This window comes from Spirosoma endbachense, from assembly GCF_010233585.1.
Taxonomy (GTDB): domain Bacteria; phylum Bacteroidota; class Bacteroidia; order Cytophagales; family Spirosomataceae; genus Spirosoma; species Spirosoma endbachense.
In genome coordinates this window covers 2013818-2033421 of sequence record NZ_CP045997.1, presented here as the reverse complement: position 1 = coordinate 2033421, position 19604 = coordinate 2013818, and the positions used below count along the sequence as shown (strand labels likewise).

The window sequence follows — 19604 nt, the reverse complement described above, 5'->3', positions numbered from 1 at the left end:
ACTAGAACAACGATGAACGAGTATGTTTTCTTAGTAAGATTTGGCGCAAACGCCACCCTGGCTCCTGAACAGCGACAAATAAATACCGAAAAGTGGGGAAAACTGATTCAGCACTGGACTGAACAAGGGTATTTTGTCGGGAGCAGTCTTATCACACAGGAAGGATTTGTGCTTTCGGGATCAGACCGGAAAGTTGATCAGGGCTTCGTTGCTGATGCAGATTTTCGGGTCGTTAGTATTATTCGTATGGCTGTTTCATCCATCGATGAAGCTGTCGAGCTAGCCAGGGCATGCCCCGTATTGGATTATGGCGGAACGGTTGAGGTAAGAGAAGTTCAGCCCAGGCCCGTTTTGGCAACCACCTAATTGTATCGAGTAATTTTTGGATTTCGCCAACCGAATCAGGCTGTTTAACTAGTCTGGATTGGTTGGCGAAATTGTATAGCTGTATCCTCAATGTAGTTAGAAGTCAATGAGTAACGCTGTGTTGTCGACAATTATCAGTAAGCATTATTCAGTATAGAAAAGATGGGAACGAATAAAGCCATAAATAAAGAATTTGCTGATGATCAGATAGAATAGTACGCAACTAAGTTGAAGCAAAAATTGACTTCATATGTGAAGATTGTTAAAGTTCTGTTTATGAGCTATTTGATATTAGAATTAACAGAATTGTTAAAGCAGACTTAAAAATTTATTAAAAATTTTTAATAAGAGATGAGTAGTTAAGATAAAATAAGTATTTCTATCCGCAGAGTCTGCATACCCTGTATTCCTTCTATTGTTTAAACCTAGACAGTCGTTTCGGCGGCAAAAACTTTATGCAAAAACTTTTACGCCCGCAAGCCTGGCTTGTGAGGATGTTGAGGCTGTCCTCTACACAATGTTTCCTTTTTCTTTTCTGCTCTACGCTCACTTACGCTGCAACGGTTCCTACTTCGGGGAAATCAACAAAAAACAATTTAACTACCAAATTTGTCGACAGAACGATATCGGGTAGAGTAACCGACGAGAATAATGCGTCACTGCCTGGTGTTAGTATTGTCGTGAAGGGCAGTCAGCGGGGTACCGTTACCGATTCAGATGGCCGTTATAAGCTCGATGTACCCAATAGCGATGCTACGATCGTATTTTCGTTTGTTGGATACCTGCCTCAGGAAGTTCGCGTTGGAGCTCAGGCTACGATCAATATTTCGCTTAAAGCTGACAGTAAAGTACTGGACGAAATCGTCGTTATTGGTTATGGTACAACCAAAAAATCAGATTTAACGGGGGCTGTCGCTGGTGTCAAAGAAGCCCAGCTGGCTGAGCGTCCTGCGCCTTCGCTAAACCAGGCATTGTCGGGTCGAATGCCCGGTGTGCAGGTTAATACCAACTCGGGGCGGCCTGGCGGACGGACTACCATCCGGATTCGGGGTTTCAGTTCGATCAACTCGTCGAATAACCCCTTATATGTGGTAGACGGAGTTATGTTGCCACAGAGTACGGGCGATCAGTTCAGTAACCCAATTGATTACATTAACCCCAGCGACATTGTCTCGGTTGAAGTGTTGAAAGATGCTTCGTCTACTGCGATCTATGGAGCCAGAGGTGCTAACGGTGTTATTCTGGTGCAGACCCGGAAGGGGAAAGCCGGTGAAGGACGGGTTACGTATGATGGTCAGTTCAGCGTGAATACCATTGGTCCGAACAAACCTCAGGTACTGAATGCCAAAGAATATCTGGCAACGGAAGATCTGGCCTATGCCAACATGGCAAAATACGATCCCGTCGGCTGGGCGGCTGGTAAATGGACGTTCCTGGATCCGAAAGTTAGACGGACTGCCTTTAGTGCAGCACATCCAGGCGTTTTTGATGCTAACCTCAATCCGTTGTATGACACCGACTGGTTCAAAGAGTCTTCGCAGAACAAGCTTTCACAAAATCACCAGTTAGGGTTTAGTGGTGGTAACGAGCGTACACAATATGCCCTGTCGGTAGGCTATCGGGATGATGAAGGTCTGATCAAAACCTCCTATTTGAAACGGTATTCGGGACGGTTTACGATTGACGATCAGGTGAAAACATGGTTGAAAATCGGTGGTACACTGAGCTATAACAATCAGTCAGAGAATCTGGTCGATATCAATGATGCAGTTGCCCGGCAAATCGTTGAAGATTTTCCTTTTCTGCCTGTGAAGTACGCTGATGGTAAGTACGCTGAAAACCGGGATTATCCGTCTGCAGAAGGTACGATGAGTTCGGTTCACCGTCTTATGGATCGTAAATACATCCAGAATACACAGACAAGCATCGGAAGCTTATATACCAATATTACATTGGCTAAAGGGCTGGAAATGAAGACGGTTGTAGGAGCGAATATTCAGACGCAGGAAATTGATCAGTCGCAGACCCGCACATTGGATATTGGCGCGAATGGTACTGCACAGGCCAACAATAACCGTACTACGTTCTGGTCGTTGGAAAACTACCTGACCTATAACAAGCAAATCAACGAGAAGAACGCCATTACTGCCCTGGTGGGTATTTCATGGCAGGCAACAAATCGATTTGGCATGGGGGCCAGTGTTCGGAACTTTGCAACGGATTACTTTACCTTCAATAACTTAGGTGCCGGTAGTACGCAGCCCACTGTGACCTCGTTTGCTGACCGAAGTGCGTTTAACTCCTACTTCGGGCGTATCAACTACAACCTGATGGATAAGTATCTGGTGACTTTTACCGGTCGGGCAGATGGTTCATCTAAGTTTGGGGAAAACCACAAATTCGCGTTCTTCCCATCAGCGGCAGTTGCATGGCGTGTTTCGGAAGAGAGCTTCCTGAAGGGTAATCCGATAATTTCTAACCTGAAAGTACGCACCAGCTACGGCTTGACAGGTAACTCTGAAATCCCGCCTTACTCGTCTCTCTCGCTGCTCAGCTCGAACTATTCGACGATTTACAATGAGGCCAGAGTGGGCGGAACAGGCATCAACCGCCTGGCAAACCCGGATTTGCGCTGGGAAAAAACAGCTCAGACGGATGCTGGTCTTGAAATAGGCTTGTTTAAAGGTCGCCTTACCATTGAAGCCGATTATTATTACCGGCTTACAACCGATATGCTGCTGGATGCACCTGTGCCACGTACTAGCGGCTATGCAACGATCCGTCGGAATGTAGGTTCGATGGAGAACCGGGGCTTCGAGTTTGGTATCAACTCCGTTAATATTGACCGGGGTGGATTCACCTGGAACAGCACGTTCAATATTTCGTTCAACAAAAACAAAGTGCTCTCCCTGGCAACGCCATCCGATATTTTCGGGGTAGGTGGTCCCAACTTTATTAACCAGACCAACATCATTCGCATCGGTGAGCCGGTTGGTTCTTTCTGGGGACTTACCCGTTTGGGTACCTGGAGTGAAGCCGAACGGGAGGAAGCGGCTAAATTCACGAGCTATCGGAATGGCTTGACGATTCTGCCCGGTGATCTTAAATATCTGGATGTAAATGGTGATAAAGCCATTACCGACGCTGACCGGAGTATCATTGGCAATGGTAGCCCAAAATTCTGGGGAGCCTTTACCAATACCTGGAAATATCGGAATCTCGACCTTACTCTCGAACTTCAGTTCTCGGGCGGTAACGACGTAATGATGATGAATTTCCACCCCAGCGAAGACCGTGTTTCGATTGCGAACAGCTACAAAAGTGTCCTGAATGCCTGGACACCAACGAATCAGAACACGCCTATTGCTGAGATCCGGGAGACACGGGCAGGATACGTAACCAACGTTGATAGTCACTGGATTTATGATGGTTCGTTTCTGCGGGGTAAAAACCTGTTGTTAGGGTATACATTCCCGGCAGAATTAACCAACCGGATCAAGTTAAACCGGCTCAGAATCTATGCATCAGCTCAGAATTTCTTCCTGAAGGTATCTGACAAAATCATTGGTGATCCTGAAGTAACACCAACAAACCAAGGGGTGAATGACAACAACAGCGCCTTCTCACAAGGCGAGATCTGGCACAACTACCCAAAGCCAACTACGTATATGGTAGGCCTGCAGATTGGTTTATAACCCATTCAACCGTATTAAAAGAAATTCACAATGAAGCATATAGTAGCAAAACAAATAGGCAAAGTATTACTCGGCGGAGCAATACTACTTGGCCCTGTTGGTTGTAAAGATTTTCTGGTAGAGCAGGCTCCATCGAACCTGACACCAGATAATTTCTATACCATTCCTGACCATGCCGAAGCAGCCCTGGCCGCCGTGTATGACAACCTGCGGTTTTTTGGCGACGGTTCCGGTATTTTCTCATCGAACTGGCAAATGCTGGAAGCACCTACGGGTACGTCCACAACGGAAACAGCGCAGAACTCCGACTTGAATAACCTGTATGGGTTAGTCTATGATGGCAACACTCAGCACATTGTTAACTATTGGAATGGCTGGTATCGTGTCGTTGCGCAGGCCAATCAGGCCCTTGATAAAGTGCCGGGCATCACACCAATGGATGCTGCTCTGAAAACTAAAATCCTGGGCGAAGCACGATTCCTGCGGGCAACGGCTTATTTCAACATCGTTCGTCTTTGGGGTGATGCTCCACTGATTGTTAAACCACAATCGGCAACTTCCGATGATTTTTATCCGAAGCGGTCACCTCAGGAAGATATCTATAAATTGATTGTAGAGGATCTGACAGCAGCTGAAGGGGCTGGTTTAGCGTGGATGGATGTGAGTGGTCGTGCGAATCTAGCTGCGGTAAAAGCACAACTGGCTCGGGTATACCTGACCATGGCCGGTCAACCCCTGAACAAAGGAGCAGCGTACTACAAACTGGCGGCTGATAAGGCGTTCGAAATCATTACGTATGCGAATGCCAATCCGACGGCCATCAACCTGTTTACGAACTACGAGGATGTTCATAAGGAAAGCACCAAAAACCGCGTTGAGCATTTATTCATGCTTCAATACAACACGCTGGTAGCCGGTAATCCAATGGATAATATGTTTCCGAACTTTAAGCCAGTTACGTATAACGGTCCATCCGGTACGGGCAGCACAGTTCCTACCTTATCCTTTTATAAATCCTACGAAACGGGCGATTTGAGGGCTAAAGATCAGGGGTATTTCTATACCAGTTATTTTACCAATGGTAACGGTGCTCCGTTCGACCTGGGTGGCCCTTATATTTTCAAGCACTTCAACCGGACATCTGCCGGTACAGCAGGAGTCACTGGGTCGCGTCTCAATAACCTGAACGTACCGCAGATTCGGTATGCTGAAGTGTTGCTGATGTATGCCGAAGCGCAAAATGAATTGGGCGCACCAACCCAAGTGGCTTACGATGCTTTCAAACGCATTCGGGATCGTGCCGGATTGACAACGCCTGCACTGGGTACCTATACGCAGGCTACCTTCCGGGAAGCGGTTTGGCGTGAACGCTGGCATGAACTGTGCTACGAGCAGATTACCTGGTTCGATATGGTTCGTCTGCGGAAAGTCTACAACGAAACCACCAACGGATTCGACGCTTTCGTAGGTCACGTGAACCAGAGTTCGAAACAGGCGTTGCAGGAAAAACACCTCCTGTTCCCAATTGGCAAGCAGGAGTTGCTGAACAACCCTAACCTCCGGCCACAGAATCCAGGCTACCCAGGAGCATAGGAAAGTACACAATCGAAATTCCAATCAGATCTGGCAGGAAAACAGGGATTTAATACCTGCCCGATCTGAATTCTTAAACAACCCGAATAATGAAACCATAAATTCGGGTTATCCAACTAAACAACAGCAGGGCAGACTCTAAATTCCCAACAGTTGTTAGTAGTACAGAGCTCTCTCAGTATTGGGGGAGCTTTTGTATTTTTGGCACCACTCAAACTATCGCACTTCACGTCTGTAATCATTATATTTATTCATTTTGTGCCCAAAATCTTATACATTATCTTTGTTCAATACAGGAAATCTGTGCCTCTCTCATGACTAACCCTGTCCGGTCGTCGACAACGCTTAATTCATCTTTTCTGAGAAGGTATTCGTCTTTACTTGTAAGACTTTGTGTCATTGCTCTCCTGGGGCAATTAACGGGAGCCTGCACCTCAACCACCAAAGACAAGACCTATCGAATTGGTTTTTCGCAACGAACCGGAGCCGACACCTGGCGTAAAACCATGCTGGAGAGCATGAATCAGGAATTAGCGTTTGATCCCCAGATTGATTTTATCGTTAAGGACGCTGGTGGACAAAGTGCCCGGCAAGTCGAGCAGATTCAGGAACTGATCAATCAACGGGTCGACTTGCTCATCGTGTCGCCGAACGCGGCCTTACCCATTACGCCGATCGTCGAAAAAGCGTATCAGCAGGGAATTCCCGTCATCGTGCTTGACCGCCGAACCGCTTCCGACCAGTACACCGCTTATGTAGGAGCCGATAATGTAGAGGTGGGCCGAACAGCCGGAATACATGCCAATTCGCTGTTGAAAGGGGTAGGCAATGTAGTCGAAATTGGCGAATCGCCGGGTTCGTCGGCCGATATTGACCGGCATCGCGGCTTTATGGAAGCAATCAGTAATCATTCGGGCATTCGATTGGTTGCCAAGCTGGAAGGTGATTGGGATAAACAGTCGTTCGCCGAAAAATTAACCCATTTACTTAAGTCACAGCCGTCGATACAGCTCATTTTTGCGCAGAATGACCGGACGGCGTTAAAGGCCCATCGGGTCTGCCAGCAACTGGGGCTGGGGCAGCGCGTTAACGTCATTGGTGTTGATGGGTTACCCGGTAAAAATGAAGGAATTGACCTCGTGGACCGGGGTATTTTGAGTGCTACTGTCCTTTACCCGACTGGCGGAAAAGAGGCCATCCGAACGGCTATGGCTATTCTACAAAAACAACCCTTTAAACGCGAAAACCGATTGCCGATTACGCTGATCGATTCGTCGAACGTCAGGATTATGAAACTCCAGAACGAGAAGGTGATCGAACAGCAACATGATATTGAAAAGCAAAGCCAGCGTATCGATGAACTGACCCAGACCTACTCATCTCAGAAGAATACCCTTTATTTCACGCTGGCCAGCCTGATGGTCGTTATTGTATTGGGTAGCTGGGCACTCTACTTATTCCGGTCCAAACAGACAGCCTACCAAACGCTTGAAAAACAGAATCAGGAGATCCTTGACCAGAAAGACAAAATTGAATCGGTATCGCAGCAGGCTCGGCTGGCCACCGAAGAAAAACTCCGGTTCTACTCCTACATCTCCCACGAATTTAATACGCCACTCAGCCTCATTCTGACGCCAACAGAGGACTTGTTGGGCAAGAAAAACGTTAGCACCCACGACCTGAAAAGTAATTTATCGCTGGTTCGGAAAAATGCATATCGGCTTTTGCGGCTGGTTGATCAAATGCTCGATCTGCGCAAAACCGACGCGGGCAAACAGCGCCTGCATGCGTCAGAGCAGAATATTATTGCCTTCATTCAGGACATTGTTCAGGATTTTAAACAAAAGGCTGAAAAACAGCGGATCGACCTTCAGTTCATACCGTCAAAATCCAGTCTGCCGGTTTGGTTTGATGGTGAAAAACTGGATAAAGTGATTGTGAATTTACTATCGAATGCCTTCAAATACACGCCTAGAGGTGGCTTGATTCACCTGCGTCTGGATGTAGTTGACAATCAGGTACGCATTCAGGTGGAGGACAACGGCGAAGGAATGACGCCCGATGAGCAGGCCCATGCCTTTGATCTGTTTTTCAGCGGAACCCGACCGTTCAATCTGTCGAAGGGGCTTGGCCTGGCTTTATCGATGGAATTTATTCAACTGCATCAGGGCGACATCGGCGTGCAGTCTGAGCCGGGTAAAGGAACCATATTTACAATTCTTCTGCCACTGGGTAATCAACATCTGGCTCCGGAAGAAATGGATGGCCCGGTAAGTCGTGGTGTGGAAGTGTCTGGTTCATCGGCCCGGCAGCGAACGCTGGCCGACATGGAAGACAGTGAAGAAGTTTCGGAACCGATAACCCTTTCGGGTAAACAGGGAGGTACACTGCTGGTTGTTGAGGATAACGATGATCTGCGTACTTTTCTGGCCACCCGCCTGGATAGCGAATTCGATATTATTGCCGAGAGTTCAGGTGAAAAAGGGTGGGAGCGTACGCTCGAAACAATTCCAGACCTGATCATCAGCGATATTATGCTTCCCGGAATGGATGGTTTACAACTTACCCAGCGGGTTAAAGCAGACCTTCGAACATCACATATCCCCGTTATTCTGCTGACGGCAAAAGGACAAATGGAACAACGGATAGAAGGTACTCGGGCCGGAGCCGATGCGTATATCACGAAACCATTCAATACCACCTATTTGCTCGAAACACTTCGCACAATACTCGCCAACCGCGAAAAATGGCAACGGCGTTATGCCTCTGATTTCCTCTCTAATTCAGGCTCCGGGAACCGTCAGGACAAGAAGTTTCTGAATGAGCTAACGGCCTTAATTGAACAGAATCTGACAGATCCGGCTTTTGGCGTTGAAAAATTAAGCCGTGATATGGGCCTTTCCCGCGTGCAGTTGTACCGGAAAGTGCAGGCATTACTCGATATGAACGTCATTGATTACCTGGCTGAAATCCGCCTGCGAAAAGCCAGGTACCTGCTAAAAGAAACGACTAAACCAATGGCCGAAATTGCCTACGAAACAGGATTCAGCTCGCCCGCCTATTTTACGACCTTCTTTAAGCAGCATACACAAAAGACGCCCTCTGAGTACAGAAAGACATCAGTAAATGCCTGATTAAACGTAAAACGCCGGATATGAAACCCGGCGTTTTACGTTTTTACTAAAGCGTCCTTCTCCTGTTCTTATTGGAATAAAAGCACCCGATCAATTACGTGCACCACTCCGTTTGATGCCACCTGATCGGCCTGGGTAATATTGGCGGCCGTTGAGCCGTTACCCTTGCCTAACACCGTTACCTTGCCACCGCTGACGTTCACACGCACACTACTACCCTGAGCCGTTACGATGTCGGCCCCATTCTGGAATGTTTGCGAAAAAGCGCGATAATTCAGCACATGATAGAGCAAAAGATCCGCTAGCTTCTTCTGATCGGCTGCCTTAATCGCAGCCTCGTCGGCATAACCAGCTGCTTTAAACGCATCGTTGGTTGGAGCGAAGAGGGTATACCCATTCTGCGTACTCTTATTCAATGCATCCTGTACGCTCGCACCCGCCCGATCGATAGCAGCCGACAGGAATGACAGATTCGCGTTATTCTTAGCCAGCGCAACGAGATTGACTGATGCCGGTTTCAACACCTGGTTAATTATATGGACAACACTACCCGTTGTTGGGTTATCACCCTGAATAATTTTAGCCTGGTTAACACTAATATCGCTGGCACTGGTTTTATAGACAGAAATCTGATTATCAGCCAATGCAGTCTGATAGGACGTATTGACTGCCGTTGGAATGGCAGACTGATCAATCCGGGAATTGACAACGTGATAACGCAAAATTCGTTGTAGATCGGCCGCTGGTGCAGCTGTAACAGCCGCTTCATTTGCATAGCCGGCTGCCTTAAAGGCATCGTCTGATGGGGCGAAAATAGTGATATTTTCTTTGTTTAATTCGGCAGCAATACCCGCACGAGCAATGGCTGCTTCCAGAAAGTTCAGCTTATCGTTCTGAGCGATAAACGTTACTGAAGAGACAACACTAACGCCCGGTGTAGCGGTTGTACTGGTGCCCGGCGTTGTTGTTGTTCCCGTGCCCGGTGTTGTGGTTGTGCCTGTACCTGGCGTCGTTACTGTTCCCGAACCGGGTGGCGTTGTGCTGGTGCCCGGATCAGGGGTTTCAGTTGAGCAACTAAAAAAGAACGGACTTGCTGCTAAGAGTAGCAGGAGCGTACTCTGTCGAAAGTACGCGCAAATTGACTGGTTCATGCGTTGAGTAAGTTATAATGAACAGATAAAATAAATTCGTCTCTTACCTATCCCGTCTTGCCGGGATACGCACAAGACTTCATATAAAAAAACTCTCTTTTGGGTGCGATGTTGTATGAACGGTAGTTCACGTTTGCTGGAACGAAGCAACATGTAACTACTTAACTACTTGATTTTGTTTAATTTATCTTGGAATTATCTTATTTTTTGTGGTGCGTATTTACTGATCTAGCGGTATGTAGCTTTTGTAGTAATCAGTACGGTTGAGATTCGTTTCCTAATAGTTTGAAATCAGATTCGAGTTGTTGCCCCGACTGCATTTGCCAGAGGGTATATACTGTAGAACTGGAATTGCCTGTTGAGGCTAAATTGTAGCGATGAAGGCTGAATCAAATCCGAAAATAAGCGTTACAAATTTGAAAGTAGATTCAGGAGAAATTTGCCTAATTAATTGATAGTCAGATATATAAATAATTTCACGATTTCGAAATTATTTGATCGAATTCCGAAAGTCTACCCCATACCCATCCGCTAAGTTTGACTCATGAACTGCCAGTAAACCCAGTTCATTCCAGTCAGACATGAGTCAAAAACAACGTATCTTCTTCTGGTCAATCACAGCGGCACTGGGAGGTTTTTTATTCGGATTCGACACGGCAGTCATATCCGGTGTCGAGCAGTCGCTCCAATCCTTGTGGGGACTTAGCGTGTGGGAGCACGGTCTTACGGTTTCTATAGCCCTTATTGGAACCGTGCTTGGCTCGATGTTAGGAGGAATTCCCACGCAGCAGGTAGGCCGTAAGAAAACCCTGTTCTGGATCGCTGTCTTATACCTGGCCGCATCTGTCGGTACGGCCTTAGCCGTCGACTGGTCCGTTTTTCTGATCTTCCGGTTTCTGGGCGGGCTTGGTGTAGGAGCCTCGTCGGTGGCGGCACCAATGTATATCACCGAAATTTCACCCGCTAAATCGCGTGGTCGGCTAGTTGCGTTGTTTCAGTTTAATGTCGTACTGGGTATCCTGATTGCTTACCTATCTAATTTTCTTTTGCAGGGAATCGCTGGTGATTCGTGGCGCTGGATGTTGGGTGTTCAGGCTATTCCTTCGCTGATTTTTCTGATTGCCGTGCTCAATATCCCCGAAAGTCCACGCTGGTTGCTGCTGCAACGAGGTAATGTAGCCGAAGCCCGCGAGGTGCTGAACATGATCGATCCTGCCACAGCCGAGAGTACCTTATGGGCCTTGCAGCAGCACGCTGTCGATCATCCAAAAACGGCTCGGCTGTTCACAAAACAATATAGCACACCGGTCATGCTGGCCGTACTGTTTGCTGTCTTCAACCAGGTATCGGGCATCAATGCCATTATTTATTACGCCCCCCGGATCTTCGAAATGACGGGCCTGGGAAAAAGCTCAGCCTTACTGTCGTCGGCAGGCATCGGTTTAGTGAACCTGGTCTTTACGATGATTTCAATGAACCTCATCGACCGTTTTGGGCGCCGAACGCTGATGAAAATAGGGTCGGTAGGCCTGATTCTATCACTTGCACTCGTAGCACGTGCCTTTTATGTGCACGATTTCAGCGGAATGACAGTACCGCTGCTGCTATTTGGCTACATCGCCTTCTTTGGTTTTTCGCAGGGAGCGGTTATCTGGGTATTTATTTCCGAGATTTTTCCGAACGAAGTACGCGCCAGTGGTCAGGCGCTGGGCAGCTTTACGCACTGGCTGATGGCCGCCATCATCACCTTCTCATTTCCGTATCTGTCTGAGCGTTTCGGTGGAGGAAATACCTTCCTCTTTTTCACCATCATGATGGTGCTGCAACTGCTGTTTGTGCTACGGCTCATGCCTGAAACCAAAGGCACCAGTCTGGAGCAAATCGAAAAAACATTCGTCGTTCATTAATCCTGTCTAAACATGACACCAACCATCACCTGTTTTGGCGAAATTCTCTGGGACGTTCTACCGACGAGTAAGCAACCCGGCGGAGCGCCCATGAATGTAGCCGCTGATCTACGCAATTTCGGATTGATTGCCCAACTCATCAGCCGTGTCGGCAGCGACGAACTGGGTCGCGAACTACTTGACTTTCTGGCGGAGAAGGCTATTCCACTCGATCTGGTTCAGGTAGGGCAAACACACCTGACGGGTGTTGCCAAAGCCAACATTTCTGATTGCAATGAGGTAACCTATAAAATTGTACAGCCTGTTGCCTGGGACTACATTCAGTTGGTGCCTGGACTCCTCAAAACGGTTCAGCAGAGCGACCTGTTCGTATACGGGAGCCTGGCTGCCCGTAGTCCACAAACCCACGAAACCCTGCTGGCGCTGCTGGCAGTGGCACCCCGAAAAGTATTCGATGTAAATCTGAGGGCTCCGCATTATGATCGGGCTTCGGTAGAAGAACTGCTTCATCTGGCACACATTGCCAAGCTGAACGAGCATGAACTGATTGAACTTTCGGGCTGGTATGGTGAGGAAAACGATCTGCACGGAGCCATGCATCAACTTCGTGATCGGTATCAACTCGAAACACTGTGTGTAACCCTGGGTGAGAACGGAGCCGTGTTACTGAACGAAACAGGTCTGTATAGTCAGACCGGTTTTTCGGTCGATGTAGCCGACACCATCGGGAGTGGCGATGCGTTTCTGGCTGCTTTCCTCTACAAAACCCTACAGGGCGAATCACCCAAGAAAACACTGGAGTTTGCCTGTGCAACGGGTGCTTATGTGGCTACGCAACAGGGGGCTACGCCCGTTTTTTCGGAAGAAACTATTGTCACCGCCATACTGTGTTCTGCTGAAGCCTAGGCGCTATGATGATTGTCAGGAGGGTCAGTGCTTTGATAAACAATGCTTTATTCTCCTGCCTGTCTTCCGCTCTACTGTAATTACCCTTCCATTTTCCAATCCTTTTAATTCCTTGATCATGAACAAGAAAAACTACCTGTTTACACTGGTGGCTATGCTGATGACCGTGCAGTTTGCACTGGCGCAGCGCACGATTACGGGGAGTGTGTTTGATGCTAAAACGAGAGAGCCCCTGATCGGAGCCAACATCGTTATTCCCGGAACATCAACCGGCACTGTCGCAGATACGAAAGGGACATTTTCTATTTCAGTACCCAGCAGTGCCAGTTCGGTACAGGTTTCGTTCATTGGCTATGATGCGCAGGAAGTGTCCGTTAAAGGCGTGAGCGTTATCAACGTTGCCCTGGTTGCGGGTGGGCAATTAGCCGAAGTGGTCGTTTTGGGTTATACCACGGCCCGCAAAGAGGACTTGACCGGCGCGGTGGCTGTCGTTGAGGTTGCAGCGACCAAAAACACCAGCTCGGGGAATCCCATGCAGGCGCTTCAGGGTCGGGTGCCGGGTTTGTATATCGAAAAATCAGGAACGCCCTCTGGTGAGGCCAGCCGTATCCTGATTCGGGGTGCCAACACGCTGGGCAACAACGATCCGCTTTATATTATCGACGGTGTACCAACCAAGCGATCGCAGGTTTTTCAGAGCCTGAACCCAACGGCCATCCAGTCCATCCAGGTGCTGAAAGATGCATCGTCGGCCTCTATTTATGGAGCACGGGCTTCAAATGGAGTGATTATCGTGACGACAAAAAACGGCTTCAATACCGATGGCAAGCTGAATGTTCAGTTCAATAGCAGCATCTCGGCCCAGTCCGAAAAGCCGGAGCGTTTCAAGATGCTGAACGCTGTTGACCGGGGGCGGGCTTTATGGCAGGCATCCGTCAATGATGGTGTTGACCCGGCATCGGGGTACGGTGATATTTATTCATTCGACTGGAACAAGGATTTTAAAAATCCAATGCTGAACAGCGTTTCGGTGAAACCGTTTGTGGGTGGTGACCAGAATGTGCCGGTTGGCGATACCGACTGGCAGAAAGAAATGTATAAGACCGGCTATGTTACCAATAACGACCTGACTATTTCGGGCGGTACAAAAAGCTCGTCGATACTGGTTAATCTGAGTTACCTCAATAATTCCGGTATGCTGCGTTACACGGGATACAACCGGTTGACAGGCCGGATCAATGGCATGACCAGCAAATTTGACGGACGGTTCAAATTTGGCATCAACCTGCAAATGACCACATCCCGCGAGACGCCGGTCGCTACCGACCTGGGTGGTGCACCAACGCCGGGACTGGCCGTTACGCTGGCTCCAACTATTCCGGTGTATACCAAAACGGGCGATTTCGCCGGGCCAATCGGGTCGGGTTATTCGGACCGGAACAACCCGTTGTTTATGCAGTACATCAACCGTTGGGATAAAATCAACCGGACCTTTCTGTTTGGGAACGTCTTCACGGAAATCGAGCCAATTCGGGGCCTGATTTTCCGGTCGTCATTGGGAATGGACAACGCCGGATATTCCAACAAAAACATTGAACAGTCGTTCCAGAACGGCTTTATTGCCCGCTCCCTGAATAGTCTGACGCTTAATACGAACAAGTTCTTAAGCCTGACCTGGACCAATACACTGCGCTACAATTTTGGGATTGGCGATCACAATTTCAAACTGCTTGCCGGTATTGAAGCCATACGGGATAATCTGGATGACGTAACATCGTATCGGGAGAATTTTGCGGTACAGACCGAAGATTTCTTCGTGCTGAGTGCCGCTTCTGGCAACGCCAGTAGCAATGGCACATCGACTGGAAGTCGCTTGTTGTCGCAGTTTGCCCGGATCGACTACGGATTTTCGGACCGGTATCTGGCCGCGCTAACGCTGCGCCGGGATGGGTCCTCGCGCTTTGGCGAACAGAATCGATACGGCTTTTTCCCGGCGGCCTCGGTTGGCTGGCGCATCGACAAGGAAGCTTTTATGAGCAATGTGAAACTGATCAGTAGCCTGAAATTGAGGGCTGGCGTTGGTCGTATCGGGAATCAGGATATTGGCGACCTGGCCCGGTTCGGGTTGTTTGAGCCGCGTTATGGAACCCTGGCATCGCAGGTGCCCAATGGCCATAATTCATTCTTCGATCAGTACTGGAACGTCGGTACAGCCTATGACCTGAACGGCTCTAATACCGGAACACTGCCTTCCGGATTCGTGCAAACCCAGGGCGAGAATACAGCCCTTAAATGGGAGACAACCGATGAACTGAACGTAGGACTGGATTTCTCTTTCCTGAACGGCAGTCTGGCGGGTTCATTTGATTACTTCACGCGGGAAACCAAAGACATTTTGATTAAGCCACCCGTAGCGTCGGCAGTGGGTGAGGGCCAGTTGAAATTCGTGAACGGGGCCACCAAAACCAACAAAGGGTTTGAACTCTCGCTGGCATATTTCGGTAAACCCATCGGTGATTTTACGTACAGCATCTCGACCAATTTTGCCCGCTTCCGGGATAAAATAACGGTACTACCCGAAGAAGTGCGGTCTGCTTTTGCTGGCAATGCAATCACGACGATCATCGGTCATTCGCAACTCGATTTGTTCGGTTACCGGACCGACGGAATTTTCCAGAATCAGGAAGAAGTCACCAAACACGCCCAGCAGGTTGGGGCGGCTCCGGGCCGAATCCGGTATCGCGATCTCAATGGTGACGGTAAAATTGATGCGCTCGATCAGGAATTTTTCGGAACGACACTGCCCACTCTTGAATACGGTACCCGTATTGAGTTAGGCTACAAAAACTTCGATTTCTCCATCTTTGGTTCGGGCATTGCGGGCCGGACAGGTTTCGATCCTTACACGTTTTACAATAATTTCATTCGCGGACGTGAAAATGTCGGGCCGGGTGTTTTCAGTGCCTGGACTCCCCAGAACACCGCTTCGCGGATTCCGGCCCTGACCCTGTCGGATGGCAATAATGAAACCCGTACGTCGGACTATTTCAACGTAAACACGTCTTATTTCAAAATCCGGAACGTACAACTGGGCTACACATTCCACAAGGATGTGATTGGTAAACTAGGCTTAACGAGCCTTCGTCTTTATGGCATGGTAGAGAATGTGTTCTGGATAAAGAGTAAAAGCTTCCTGGGGCCAGATCCCGAGCGGATTGACGTCAATACGATTCCGGTACCTCGCACATTCACATTCGGTTTAAATGTTTCTTTCTAACCCTGAGCTCTTCAAGATCATGAAAAATAAAATTCTTCTATCGTCAATCCTGATTACGGCAGGGAGCTTGTTTACTTCGTGTACTGATTTCCTGGAATACCAGCCTCAGGGAACCCTATCGTCCGATAACGTAAAGAGTGCCGAAAATGCTGATGCCCTCGTAACGGCAGCTTATGCCTCGATTGGAAATGGAGAAATGATCGGTCCTATTGCCAGTATGTGGGCCTATGGTAGCGTCCGGTCAGACGATGCCTACAAAGGGGGCGGTGGCGTGTCCGATGTTCAGGATGTTAACTTTTATGAACAGTATAACCTGACACAGCCGCAACAGGGCGATGGATTCATGCATCCCTACACCTGGGAGAACTATTACAAAGCCATTTCACGGGCCAACGTAGCCATCCGTTCGATCAGTAACCTGAGCGAAACCAGTTTTCCGCTGAAGAAAACCCGGCTGGGCGAATTGCGCTTTCTGCGGGGACACGCTCATTTCATGTTGAAAATGTTGTTCAAGTATGTCCCATACGTTGACGAAACGCTATCGAATGATCAGATTCTGGCCATCTCGAACCGGGCTATGACCAATGATCAGCTGTGGGATAAAATAGGAACGGATTTTCAGTTCGCGGTCGATAATTTACCCAATACGCAGACCCAGGTGGGCCGGGCCAGCAAGCTATCTGCGGCTGCATATCTAGCCAAACTGCGATTGTATCAGGCTTATGAGCAGGATGACAACAACAAGGTTGTTTCGATCAATAAAACCAAATTACAGGAGGTCGTTAAACTGACTGAGCTGGTGATCAGTTCGGGTAAGTATAACCTGCAACCCGATTTCGCCGAAAACTTCCTGCCCGAATACGACAATGGTGTGGAGTCTGTCTTTGCCGTACAGTATTCGATCAATGATGGAACGACGGTAGGGCGGCTCAACTTCGAAACGGGGCTCAACTACCCACACGGTGCTCCGCAGTATGGCTGCTGTGGCTTCCACCAGCCAAGTCAGAACCTGGCCAACGCTTTCGGAACAGACGCGAATGGACTGCCGAAATTCGATACGTTCAATGACGGGATCATTGACTTCAAAACGGCGACGGTCGATCCGCGCGTCGATCACACGATTGGCATCGACGGGCATCCATACAAATACAATGCGGCTCTGCCATTCAGCAATAGCTGGGTGCGTGATCCGGGCGTGTATGGGTTCTTCCAGAGCATGAAGGAACAGCAACTGGCAACCAGTTCGTCGTATAAGAAACAAGGCCCATTCATGGGTACATCGAAGAATATAGACATCATTCGCTATGCCGATGTACTATTGTGGCAGGCAGAAGCGTATATCGAACTGGGGCAGCAGGCATCGGCGCTACCGCTTATCAATAAAATTCGGGCCAGAGCAGCTACCAGTACCGGTCGCACAAAAAAAGCAGATGGAACCGACCCCTCGAAGTATCTGATCAAACCTTACGATGCCACAAACTGGACGCAGGCTTATGCGCGTAAAGCATTGCAATGGGAACGGCGACTGGAGTTTGCGGCCGAAAGCCCTCGCTTCTTCGACCTCGTACGCTGGGGAATTGCCGCCGAAACGCTGAACGCCTATCTCGACAAAGAGAAAACGAGAAGAGGTTTCCTGAGTGGGGCGAAGTTTACGGCTGGTCGGGACGAATATTTGCCGATACCACAGCGGGAGATCAATTTTACGAAAGGACTTTACAAACAAAACACAGGGTTTTAATAGTGAGCCTTTCGCTTCGAGCCTTTTAAACTGTTCATTTTAACCGCAAAGCACGCTAAGATAACTACGCAGAGAGCGCTAAGTCTTTAAATCAATTTCTCTGAGTTCTTTGCGTAGTTATCTTAGCGTGCTTTGCGGTTAAATTGGCTCACAGTAGAGCTTTAAAAATAAGTTTAGTTTAGTATGGGGAGCGTCAAAAGTTTGTATATCTCCCCACTTTATCTTTTCTCTACTGGAATTAACAAACCCGTATATCTTATGCGAAAACTACTAATAGCCGTTGCCGTTCTGGCCTCTATGGTACACTGCTCCTACGGCCAGGCGGATACGAAATCGGAACACTACCGGCCTCAATACCATTTTTCGCCCAAAGCCCACTGGATGAATGACCCAAATGGTATGGTTTATTTCAAAGGAACCTATCATCTGTTTTTTCAATATTACCCCGATGGTACTGTCTGGGGCCCGATGCACTGGGGACATACAACCAGTAAGGATATGGTGCATTGGCAGGAACAACCCATTGCGCTTTTTCCGGATAGTCTGGGCTATATTTTTTCGGGAAGCGCGGTTGTGGATGTCAACAACACCAGCGGTTTTGGCAAGAATGGTCAGACGCCATTGGTCGCTATTTTTACGCATCATAATCCCAAATTAGAGAAACAGAAGCCGGACCAGGTCGAATCGCAGAGCCTGGCATACAGCCTCGACGAAGGTAAAACATGGACCAAGTATGCTGGAAACCCTGTGTTGCCCAACCCTGGAATTACAGATTTCCGGGACCCGAAAGTGCGCTGGTATGAGGCTCAGAAAAAATGGATCTTGACCCTGGCAACCAAAGACCGCATTACGTTCTTTTCGTCGCCTGATCTTAAGTCCTGGAAAAAGGAAAGTGATTTCGGTAGCGATGCGGGCGCACACGGCGGTGTTTGGGAGTGCCCGGATCTGGTGCCGCTGAACCATAACGGAAAGACCGTCTGGGTGTTGATCGTGAACATCAATCCCGGTGGTCCAAATGGTGGCTCGGCTGGTCAGTATTTTGTAGGTGATTTTGATGGCTCAACGTTCAAACCCTATTCCAAAGAAACCAAATGGATGGATTTTGGGGCCGACAACTATGCTGGTGTAACGTTCGCCAACACAGGGGAGCGGACTATCCTGATGGGATGGATGAGTAACTGGCAGTATGCCGACAAGGTGCCCACCATCAACTGGCGTAGTGCGACTACCGTGCCACGGGAGCTTGGGCTGAAGGAAGTCAATAAAGAACTCTTCCTTACCTCAAAACCGGTAAAAGAACTGGACGTGCTGAATGATCAGGGCTTTGCGTTGAAAAACCTGACGGTGAACGATCAGTATGATTTAACGACAAAGGCTAAAAACGATACGGGCCTATTCAGGCTTGACCTGGCTACGCAGGCCACGAATGACTTTTCTATTGTGCTGGCTAACGAACAGGGCAACGAATTGGTAATTGGCTACGATAAAGGGACTAACAATTACTACATTGACCGGACGCATTCGGGTAAAACAGACTTTGAGAAAGGGTTTGGGAAACGGCATACTGCGCCCCGTTTGTCGACGGCTAACAAAATCTCGCTTACTCTCCTTGCCGATGCCGCGTCAGTAGAATTGTTTGCCGATGATGGCCTTACCGTTATGACGGACATATTTTTCCCGGAAAAGAATATGACCAAACTCCTTATCAAGTCAGCGAAAGGCATTTCAATCAGTAATTTAACCTATTCGAAACTGAATTCGGCGATACCGTCGGGCCTCTAAGCGAAAGGATAGTCAATCGAATTACGGATTGGTTCGTGAATTCGTCAGTAATGTT

10 protein-coding genes are annotated in these 19604 nt (G+C 48.4%); 9 read left to right on the top strand and 1 reads right to left on the bottom strand.

Going from position 1 to position 19604, the window contains the following annotated elements:
• Positions 1-12: 12 nt before the first annotated feature.
• The 4 genes from GJR95_RS07980 (at position 13) to GJR95_RS07965 (ending at position 8788) form a co-directional block, all read left to right on the top strand.
• The gene (locus tag GJR95_RS07980; RefSeq protein WP_162385376.1) at positions 13-366 is read left to right on the top strand and encodes a YciI family protein; all 354 of its coding nucleotides are present in this window, start codon (positions 13-15) and stop codon (positions 364-366) included.
• 455 nt (positions 367-821) lie between these two features.
• Entirely contained in the window at positions 822-4061 is a 3240-nt protein-coding gene (locus tag GJR95_RS07975) for a SusC/RagA family TonB-linked outer membrane protein (RefSeq protein WP_174260195.1), read from the top strand.
• Positions 4062-4091: 30 nt separating this feature from the next.
• The gene (locus GJR95_RS07970; protein WP_162385375.1) at positions 4092-5654 is read left to right on the top strand and encodes a RagB/SusD family nutrient uptake outer membrane protein; all 1563 of its coding nucleotides are present in this window, start codon (positions 4092-4094) and stop codon (positions 5652-5654) included.
• A gap of 314 nt (positions 5655-5968) precedes the next feature.
• Positions 5969-8788: a hybrid sensor histidine kinase/response regulator transcription factor gene (locus GJR95_RS07965; RefSeq protein WP_162385374.1), complete on the top strand. Its 2820-nt coding sequence runs from the start codon at positions 5969-5971 to the stop codon at positions 8786-8788.
• Between the two features lie 68 nt (positions 8789-8856).
• Here GJR95_RS07965 and GJR95_RS07960 read toward each other — a convergent pair whose 3' ends face one another.
• On the bottom strand, positions 8857-9939 hold the full coding sequence (locus tag GJR95_RS07960) for a fasciclin domain-containing protein (RefSeq protein ID WP_162385373.1): 1083 nt from the start codon (positions 9937-9939) through the stop codon (positions 8857-8859).
• 581 nt (positions 9940-10520) lie between these two features.
• Between GJR95_RS07960 and GJR95_RS07955 the strand changes: the two genes are divergently transcribed.
• The 5 genes from GJR95_RS07955 (at position 10521) to GJR95_RS07935 (ending at position 19549) form a co-directional block, all read left to right on the top strand.
• Entirely contained in the window at positions 10521-11846 is a 1326-nt protein-coding gene (locus tag GJR95_RS07955) for a sugar porter family MFS transporter (RefSeq protein ID WP_162385372.1), read from the top strand.
• A gap of 12 nt (positions 11847-11858) precedes the next feature.
• Positions 11859-12752 (top strand): carbohydrate kinase family protein, encoded by an 894-nt coding sequence (locus GJR95_RS07950; protein ID WP_162385371.1) that lies wholly within the window; start codon positions 11859-11861, stop codon positions 12750-12752.
• Positions 12753-12870: 118 nt separating this feature from the next.
• On the top strand, positions 12871-16029 hold the full coding sequence (locus tag GJR95_RS07945; protein ID WP_162385370.1) for a SusC/RagA family TonB-linked outer membrane protein: 3159 nt from the start codon (positions 12871-12873) through the stop codon (positions 16027-16029).
• Positions 16030-16048: 19 nt separating this feature from the next.
• Positions 16049-17767, top strand: a complete 1719-nt coding sequence (locus GJR95_RS07940) for a RagB/SusD family nutrient uptake outer membrane protein (RefSeq protein ID WP_162385369.1) — start codon at positions 16049-16051, stop codon at positions 17765-17767.
• 258 nt (positions 17768-18025) lie between these two features.
• On the top strand, positions 18026-19549 hold the full coding sequence (locus GJR95_RS07935; protein WP_162385368.1) for a glycoside hydrolase family 32 protein: 1524 nt from the start codon (positions 18026-18028) through the stop codon (positions 19547-19549).
• The last annotated feature ends 55 nt before the right edge of the window (positions 19550-19604 follow it).

Coding starts and splice junctions, on each gene's coding strand:
- GJR95_RS07980 (WP_162385376.1), top strand. CDS start 13: ATGAACGAGTATGTTTTCTTAGTAAGATTTGGCGCAAACGCCACCCTG.
- GJR95_RS07975 (WP_174260195.1), top strand. CDS start 822: ATGCAAAAACTTTTACGCCCGCAAGCCTGGCTTGTGAGGATGTTGAGG.
- GJR95_RS07970 (WP_162385375.1), top strand. CDS start 4,092: ATGAAGCATATAGTAGCAAAACAAATAGGCAAAGTATTACTCGGCGGA.
- GJR95_RS07965 (WP_162385374.1), top strand. CDS start 5,969: ATGACTAACCCTGTCCGGTCGTCGACAACGCTTAATTCATCTTTTCTG.
- GJR95_RS07960 (WP_162385373.1), bottom strand. CDS start 9,939: ATGAACCAGTCAATTTGCGCGTACTTTCGACAGAGTACGCTCCTGCTA.
- GJR95_RS07955 (WP_162385372.1), top strand. CDS start 10,521: ATGAGTCAAAAACAACGTATCTTCTTCTGGTCAATCACAGCGGCACTG.
- GJR95_RS07950 (WP_162385371.1), top strand. CDS start 11,859: ATGACACCAACCATCACCTGTTTTGGCGAAATTCTCTGGGACGTTCTA.
- GJR95_RS07945 (WP_162385370.1), top strand. CDS start 12,871: ATGAACAAGAAAAACTACCTGTTTACACTGGTGGCTATGCTGATGACC.
- GJR95_RS07940 (WP_162385369.1), top strand. CDS start 16,049: ATGAAAAATAAAATTCTTCTATCGTCAATCCTGATTACGGCAGGGAGC.
- GJR95_RS07935 (WP_162385368.1), top strand. CDS start 18,026: ATGCGAAAACTACTAATAGCCGTTGCCGTTCTGGCCTCTATGGTACAC.